At 35.2% G+C, this 7,167-nt stretch carries 9 protein-coding genes; 8 read left to right on the top strand and 1 reads right to left on the bottom strand.

The genetic code is table 11. The annotated features are described in order from the left end of the window. The first annotated feature begins 173 nt into the window (after nt 1-173). From ACRDCA_RS28620 to ACRDCA_RS28585, 8 genes are all read left to right on the top strand, one after another. The gene (locus tag ACRDCA_RS28620) at nt 174-653 is read left to right on the top strand and encodes a hypothetical protein (RefSeq protein ID WP_438692553.1); all 480 of its coding nucleotides are present in this window, start codon (nt 174-176) and stop codon (nt 651-653) included. 58 nt (nt 654-711) lie between these two features. Then, nucleotides 712-1,107 carry a hypothetical protein gene (locus ACRDCA_RS28615; RefSeq protein WP_438692552.1) on the top strand — a complete coding sequence of 132 codons (396 nt, stop codon included), beginning with the start codon at nt 712-714 and terminating at the stop codon, nt 1,105-1,107. 212 nt (nt 1,108-1,319) lie between these two features. Beyond that, on the top strand, nt 1,320-2,111 hold the full coding sequence (locus ACRDCA_RS28610; protein WP_438692551.1) for a hypothetical protein: 792 nt from the start codon (nt 1,320-1,322) through the stop codon (nt 2,109-2,111). Nucleotides 2,112-2,566: 455 nt separating this feature from the next. Further along, nucleotides 2,567-2,920, top strand: a complete 354-nt coding sequence (locus tag ACRDCA_RS28605) for a hypothetical protein (RefSeq protein WP_438692550.1) — start codon at nt 2,567-2,569, stop codon at nt 2,918-2,920. A 76-nt stretch (nt 2,921-2,996) separates the two neighbouring features. After that, nucleotides 2,997-3,881, top strand: a complete 885-nt coding sequence (locus tag ACRDCA_RS28600) for a hypothetical protein (protein WP_438692549.1) — start codon at nt 2,997-2,999, stop codon at nt 3,879-3,881. 378 nt (nt 3,882-4,259) lie between these two features. After that, on the top strand, nt 4,260-4,679 hold the full coding sequence (locus ACRDCA_RS28595) for a hypothetical protein (RefSeq protein WP_438692548.1): 420 nt from the start codon (nt 4,260-4,262) through the stop codon (nt 4,677-4,679). A 38-nt stretch (nt 4,680-4,717) separates the two neighbouring features. Then, entirely contained in the window at nt 4,718-5,026 is a 309-nt protein-coding gene (locus tag ACRDCA_RS28590; protein WP_438692547.1) for a hypothetical protein, read from the top strand. 268 nt (nt 5,027-5,294) lie between these two features. After that, on the top strand, nt 5,295-5,636 hold the full coding sequence (locus ACRDCA_RS28585; protein WP_438692546.1) for a hypothetical protein: 342 nt from the start codon (nt 5,295-5,297) through the stop codon (nt 5,634-5,636). A gap of 27 nt (nt 5,637-5,663) precedes the next feature. Here the strand turns inward: ACRDCA_RS28585 and ACRDCA_RS28580 are convergent, their stop codons facing one another. Next, nucleotides 5,664-6,437, bottom strand: a complete 774-nt coding sequence (locus tag ACRDCA_RS28580; protein WP_438692545.1) for a hypothetical protein — start codon at nt 6,435-6,437, stop codon at nt 5,664-5,666. Nucleotides 6,438-7,167 lie beyond the last annotated feature (730 nt).

Genomic DNA, 7,167 nt, shown 5'->3' with positions numbered 1-7,167 from the left:
AAAAGCCCTTGTGTTTACTATTCATCTGCGGTATAATATATATAGAGCTTGAGAGAGAAACAACTTTCCAAGCCAAGAAAAATAAAAAAAATGCTCAAAAGTTATTGACAAGGTATTGAAACCATGATATAATTAAAGAGTAGTTAAGGGCGAACCCCAAAGGAGAACAAATTATGATGAACAACAAAACAGCAAACATTGAAAAGGTAATTTATTTTGACATGGACGGAACTGTGGCGAGCCTATATGAGCAACCAAACTGGCTAGAAACTATCCGAGCTGAAAAACCAATCTTTGAGAATTTACCACCGATGCCAAACCTAGACATGGAATATTTAAACCGCCAACTGATTCAATTACAAAAGCGTGGTTGGACTATTAGTGTAATTACATGGACGCCAATGGATTGCACAGATGAGTATCACGAATTTACGGCAAACGAAAAAAGCAAGTGGCTTGATAAATACATGCCTTGCGTGCAAGAGTTTAATCCTTTACGCTATGGACAATCTAAAAATATTCCAGTTAATCCAGAAGCTTTAAATATCATCTTTGATGACAATAAAGACGTGCGAAACGATTGGAAAGGAATTGCCTTTGATATTCATGAAATTCACTTAGATTTAGACAAACTGCTACACTTACCACTATAATTTCAAAACAGGGCTTGTAAAAGCGCAAGCCCACTTTATTTCATTGGAGGGAAAAGAAATGAAAAAACAACTATTGAACAAAGCCATTACTCTAGGGATACATTTTACTAACGGAGATTACAAGAGCCACTTAATAGGGTTAACACATTGTTTCGCCTATGGAGTTGCAGAAAAAAAGGTTTCCAAATACAGTGCGACAGATTCAAACCAATATTATTGGGCAATCAAGCAGTATAGACCATTACCATTCATGAAAAAAATTGTATATATCGAGTTTGAAGATTGCCGAGAAGTTGATGAAATTAAAATTATAACAGATGAAATAAAATATCTTACAATAACAGAAGAGTTGTATTTGTGCGAGAATGCCACCTTGACAGACGTACTTAAAAAATTGCCAGTTGAACAAGCAATTGAATATTTAAAAGATAATGAAATTCCAATAAAACTTTAATGAAGCCCTTCTGGGGCTTTTGCCTTTCGTCGCCTTGTTAGTTGACGAAAGGTTTTTAGCTTGAGTTTAATTCATGAAATTTTCAGAATAAAAGTATCAGATGAAAGAAAAATTTAAATGGCTCCCGAATATTAGAAAGCGCTAATCCACTTGTATTTGCTCTTCATCTGGTGTATAATAAGTATATAAAGAAATAAAGGAGAGAACAAAAAATGAAAGAATCTGTTAAACAAATGAAAGAATTAAATGAGAGAATTAGCAAAGAGCTAGACCACAAAAAGGAAGTTTTAGAAAAAGCGGTGCGATATGGTGATACAAAAACGTTTATGAGTGAAGCTTCGCGAAACCTAAAATGGGAAGAAAGAGTAGCCCTCGCAACGGCAATTATAGAAGAGCAAATAGGCGGAACGTGGAAAAAGACAGGTAGTCGCACTTGGGCTCGTGAGTGGTCTTTCCACACAGTAACCCTATTGGTAGACAGCAATCAAACCGTCACTTTTGAAATGAAAGAAAAAATCACACCAAAAGAATACGATGAACAAGTTTTCGGTGAAAATAAATATGAGTACTATAGCCAAACTTGGGACGACAGTAAAAAAGGGAGTCGACTTAAAACCGAGAAAGAGTTAAAAGAAAGCTTGAGAGTGTATAAAGAAAGACTTGCAAAAGAAAGAAGTTTACTATATCAATTCAAAGAAGCCTTAAGAATAAATGGAGTTTTTGGAAAAATTCTTCTATTCCCCGCCTTTCCAGTGTTTGTTTTTTATCACTGCCAAAATTTAAAAAGTAAATCATCTAAAAACCTAAAAGAGATTATAGCGAAACACGAAGAAATGTTAACGAAGTATGCTTTTCTAAAAAATCGAGAATATCAAAAGAATCTTTATGAAAACAAGTTGACTTTTGAAAAAGGCGATATTATTAGAGATGCAAAATCTTTCGGAGAACAGTTGCAGATGCAAGGGTTGTACTATGAAATTTCTCAATTGTTAAAACAGTATTAAATTAAGCTCCCAACAGGGGGCTTTTGCCTTTCGTCATCGTTAGTAATGACGAAAGGTTTTTTCTTTGTCAAGGGTTTTCAAGATTTTTTTCGTGAAATTATTTTTCGTTGACTTTGCAACCATTTTGCCCGAAATTTTATTCATGAAAAATTCATAGAATAAACCGACTTTCTTAAGTACCGCACCGCTCAAATTTGATATAATAAGTATGTAATCAAGTAAGGCGAACAAGCAAAGGGCTGACAGCACAAAAGATTACAGGCATTAATCAAACTTTAAGTTTACAAAAGATAAAAAATCTGGTATACTTAAAGAGTAGCAAACAGGGAAAGCCAAACAGCTTTAAAAAAATAAAAGAAAAAAGTATTGACAAAACTTTCCCAAAATGCTATAATTAAAGAGTAGTTAAGAGCTACAACAACAAATCAGGGCGAACCCCTTTAGGAGAACAAATCATGAAAAAAATGACACAAAAAACAGCGGTATCAGTAGCATTAGAGTTATTAGCAACAGTAGCAGAACCAACAGCAGAGCAAGTGGAAGCAATCGAAATCTTAACACACATGGCAAACAAAACAGCAAGCAAATCAAACAAACCAACAGCAAAACAATTAGAAAATGAAGCTTTACGAGCTGAAATCTTATCACACTTAACAGATGAATTTGTAGACCATGCACGATTTGTAAAAGCAACAGGATTAGACATTAGCAACCAACGTTTTACAGCTCAAATGCGTTACTTATTGGCGGAAGAAAAAGTCGTTAAAGGTGCAACAGATGAGAAAAAAGTTGGATACAAACTAGCGTAACACATTCAACCTAAGCAAGTTGTAAAAAGGCTTAAATTTAAAACAAAGGGCGACCCCCAAAGAAAAGAGTAAGATTATGAACACTATTAAAAAAGACGGACGAAAAAATTATGTATGTACAATTGATGTTGAAACAGCTTGTGGGCTAGAGCCGATTTATGACAAGCAAGGTAACTTTTTAGGTAACAAGTCAAAAGGGTTCGCAGAGCCACTTATTTACGATTTAGGTTTTGCAATCAGCGACAAAAAGGGTAACATTGTATACGAAAAATCTTTCCTAATCAAAGAGATTTTCTTAAACCAAGAAATTATGTCAACAGCATATTATGTTAGTAAAGTACCTATGTACTGGATTCAATTGCATAATGGGGAGCACGAGCTAGTTTCTTGGAATGAAGCGGTGGACTGTTTAGCTCAAGCCCTAGATTACTTTGATGTTTCAACTATTATGGCTTACAACCTAAGTTTTGATAAGCGAGCAATGAATTGTAGTAACAGCTTTATTAATGGCGAAGAGCTTAACTTTGACGAATACAAACAAGTGTGTATTTGGAGCTTGGCTTGTGAAACAATTTTCTCTCAAAAATCTTTCCCAAAAATTGCCGTTGCTCAAGGGTGGTATAGTGAGAAAGGCAATCTAAAAACAAATGCCGAAATTTGCTACCGCTACATTACAGGCGACTATGGTTTCATTGAGGACCATACAGGACTTTCAGATGTGCGAATCGAAGTTAAAATTATGGCTCACTGTTACCGCCAACGCAAAGCGGTTAAATCAGGAATTTTAGGAAGCCCTTGGCGTATTCCTAATACTGTTCACAAAGATTATACGTCACGAGCAATTCCAAAGCACCAAGCGTATGTTAAAGAAATGAAGCGTATTTATGACTTGCAGAACGCAAAAATGCCAGTGGTGGAAGATTTGGGCTACCAGTGGGGAACATTAAACTTAAATAAATAAAATCTTAAGAGTGAGAAATCACTCTTTTTTGCTTTCATCTGATTTTCAGAAAACCTTAAGACTTTTCGCTAACCTATCAGCTAGCGAAAAGTTTTCTCTCTGTCAATAGCTACAGAGCATTTTCATACAAAATTAAGTAAACTCATATAAAACTCAGAAATGCCCGCAATTCTTAATGTTGCATAAAATGCTCAAAAAAGCTTGTAAAACCACTAGAAAGAGTGTATAATTATAAATGTAAGGTAGTTAAAGAGCCTTGCGAGAGTATTTTCTTCAATGAATAAAGCATTAAATAATTAAAAAACAATTAATCGCTTGACTTTTTGATAGAAAATATGATATAATAAATATATAATTAAAACAAAGGAGTAAGAACAAATGAAAAAATTTACAGAAAAACAACTAGGTGAGATTAAAGAGTTATCAGATGAGTTTGAAATTTCAATGGATATTGCCACACATGCCTATCTTGAAATGATTGAAAACTTTGAGTTAACGGAAGAGGAAGCTATTTCAAGTTATTGGCTAGAAAAAGGTGAAGAGCCACCGGCAAAATTTGGTGGACGTGAGCAAAAGAAACGTGCTAGTGTGGAAGAGGTTTTAGCTAAACGAGATGAGAAACGCAAGGCACAAGAAATTAAACGTGGACGAGATTCTTTTAAATCTCAATTGGACATTGAAATCGAAGAAGCTTTAAAGGCTTTGGGGCATGAAATTGTAACAGATGGAAAGAAAAAATTTGTATTAGATGAACATGGCTACAAATACGAATTTAAAACAATCGCTACACGAAAATAATGTGGGGGGAGCACCCCCCTTTAAAAAGGAGAATCGCTATGAGCATGACAAAAATTAAACTGATTAGTAAAACTGTTTTTCGACACAGTCAAGTTTTAGATAATTTCACACCAACAGAAACCTATTTTGAATTAGAGATGACCGCATACAGTGGCAATTATGTTTGTAACTTTGGTTATTGGGAATCTATGCCCACTCTTGAAGAACTCTTAGAAATTGCAAAAACCAAAGAGAGTTTGATTGAATATTTTACAGACTATCTTGATGAAAACGATTGTGAGTTTTGGGAGCATATTATTAATGACGACCCAGAGATTGATTTTTGTGGATACCTAATTGAATATTAATTTAGGGAGCGAAAGCTCTCTCTTTTTTATTGAAACTTTAATAAAACAAAAAGACCCTTCGGCTACATAGTAGCAACCGAAGGGAACTACCCAGTTATAACACTCCCAACATTCTGGAGTAAAAATCGTCATACTGCATGCCACACTGCAAAAATCCCGTAATAAAGTTCCGACCACACTGAAATTTTTTCTGGGTAAAGTTGCCCCCTCGACAAACTATAAAAATTATGATACAATATACATATACAAAAAGAAAGGACTCTATTAAATGAAAGAACAATTAACCCTAGTCAAAAAGGGCTCACAAGAAGCCCTACAAAATATTTTAACCACAATGGCGCCAACAATCAATTTCATCTCATCTGCTCTAACACTAAACAACGAAGAGCCCCTAACAGAACAAGACTGCTTGCCCAGCATAATCTATGCTTCACAGAATTTTGCAGAAAAATACTCAGACGAGTCAACAGAAATCTTTGTGCGCATCTGCATTCTGAATGGCGCCAACAGGGCCATCCACGAGAGAACAGGGCACTACTCTAACCTTCTGTCTACAAAATATTTAAAAAACTGCTTGAAAGAGATTCTTTCCAACAAGCAGCTCCGTTAAAAATGTACTATAATTATTATGAAGGTTTTAGTTCAGGTCCTTCAATAATTTTATAATCTCTTGAAGCTCTAGTTTGTCGCTAGGGCTTTTTTCATTATCTAAAAAAGTGTATTCACAAGCAGGGCGCACCCCATTCATTTCTCCAATGTTGCCCAGATGCAAAGGCTTCTCCTGATAGCGCCGATACATATAGCCCTTCAAGAAGAACATATCTAGGAAAAATTTTGAATTATAATAGCCCTTACCAAAGTACTCAGTAAAAAAAACATGGTCTTCCCAAGGAATGGTGTAGACCTGTTTAGTTGAAAGGCGCACAAAAGAAGTTCTGAACTTCCGATGTGGAGCCTTTTTTATTTGGTCTTTTTCTACTATCTTTCTAATATAATACCCAACAGATGAAGAAGAAAGCCCCACTAATTTACCAATATACGCGTATGTATATTCATCTGCTAGCTCCGGTCTAACTGTAAACAAATACCTGATGCGAGACTCCTTGTCTAACTCAGTTATGCACCTAGCTTCATTTTTCTTGTACCAGACCTGCTTGCCTACAATCTTGTTGTGCCCACCATTGAACATAGCAAGCGCCCTATTTCTTTTACTTTGGCCAGTTATTCTTTTGACTTCTTCTAGAGTAAGGTGCGCATCATATCCATCTGGAACTATCTTATTTACATGATAAACAGCATTGCGACCTCTGCCTTCGACCTGAACTTCGTAGCCAGCTCTTTCTGCTTTGACTTTAGCGTTGCGCACATCTGAATATTCTTGAAACATCTGTAAAAATTCCTGCTTGTTCATAGTGAACCTCCTTACTTATTAAAAGTCTTGTAGCTATAAGACTCCTTAAAAACATTATACCATAAATTTTATATTTTGTCAAAATGACGAAAAACTTGTGCAAAATAATAAAAAAAGTTGCTTTTTACGTATGCTTTGGTCACGTATTAGTCACGCTATGGTACCGATCTCAATCGGCCGCTTCGCTAGTTCCGTGCTTCGTTTCTTGATTTGTTCTTTTATTTATTTGTTTATTATTTTTTTATTGTTTATTTTTGTACGTTTACGTACAAAATGGACAAAAGATTAAGCCCTTTAGGGATTAAAGGGTTGCTAAATGTGTCCATTTTGTACGCAAAATAAAGACGCTCCTGCTTTTTGGTCATAAGAATTATAGGTCAAAAAAATAAATTATGAAGTTGGAGCAACTTTTCAACAACAAAGATAGTATATCATAAATTTTATAAGTTATCAAGCAGTTGGTGTAGGGCTACGCTTGCTCCGGCTTCTGCTGGAGTGGGCTGTAGTAGCCCGTGGGGCGAAGCGATTAGAATAATAGTTTTATGCAATCTATATAATTTTAAGTTTTTTTTAATTTTAGGATTGATGTTTTTTATTGTGGAGTGTCAAGCAGATGAAGGTAAAGATTTAAGGGGTGTTTGGTAATGAGTATAACTGTTTATCGTTTACGGGGTCTTTGAAAAAAAGTTGTAAAATAGGGAAATTTTTGAAAAAATGGTGGTTATTTGGG

Source organism: Serratia sp. (in: enterobacteria), from assembly GCF_051654945.1.
Taxonomy (GTDB): domain Bacteria; phylum Pseudomonadota; class Gammaproteobacteria; order Enterobacterales; family Enterobacteriaceae; genus Chania.
Note: the sequence above shows the minus strand (reverse complement) of the source record. Positions and strands in the feature narration are given on the sequence as shown.

Bases quoted from the DNA above. Each gene is read 5' to 3' on its own strand.
- ACRDCA_RS28605 (WP_438692550.1), top strand. From the start codon at position 2,567: ATGAAAAAAATGACACAAAAAACAGCGGTATCAGTAGCATTAGAGTTA.
- ACRDCA_RS28585 (WP_438692546.1), top strand. From the start codon at position 5,295: ATGAAAGAACAATTAACCCTAGTCAAAAAGGGCTCACAAGAAGCCCTA.
- ACRDCA_RS28620 (WP_438692553.1), top strand. From the start codon at position 174: ATGATGAACAACAAAACAGCAAACATTGAAAAGGTAATTTATTTTGAC.
- ACRDCA_RS28590 (WP_438692547.1), top strand. From the start codon at position 4,718: ATGAGCATGACAAAAATTAAACTGATTAGTAAAACTGTTTTTCGACAC.
- ACRDCA_RS28615 (WP_438692552.1), top strand. From the start codon at position 712: ATGAAAAAACAACTATTGAACAAAGCCATTACTCTAGGGATACATTTT.
- ACRDCA_RS28580 (WP_438692545.1), bottom strand. From the start codon at position 6,437: ATGAACAAGCAGGAATTTTTACAGATGTTTCAAGAATATTCAGATGTG.
- ACRDCA_RS28610 (WP_438692551.1), top strand. From the start codon at position 1,320: ATGAAAGAATCTGTTAAACAAATGAAAGAATTAAATGAGAGAATTAGC.
- ACRDCA_RS28600 (WP_438692549.1), top strand. From the start codon at position 2,997: ATGAACACTATTAAAAAAGACGGACGAAAAAATTATGTATGTACAATT.
- ACRDCA_RS28595 (WP_438692548.1), top strand. From the start codon at position 4,260: ATGAAAAAATTTACAGAAAAACAACTAGGTGAGATTAAAGAGTTATCA.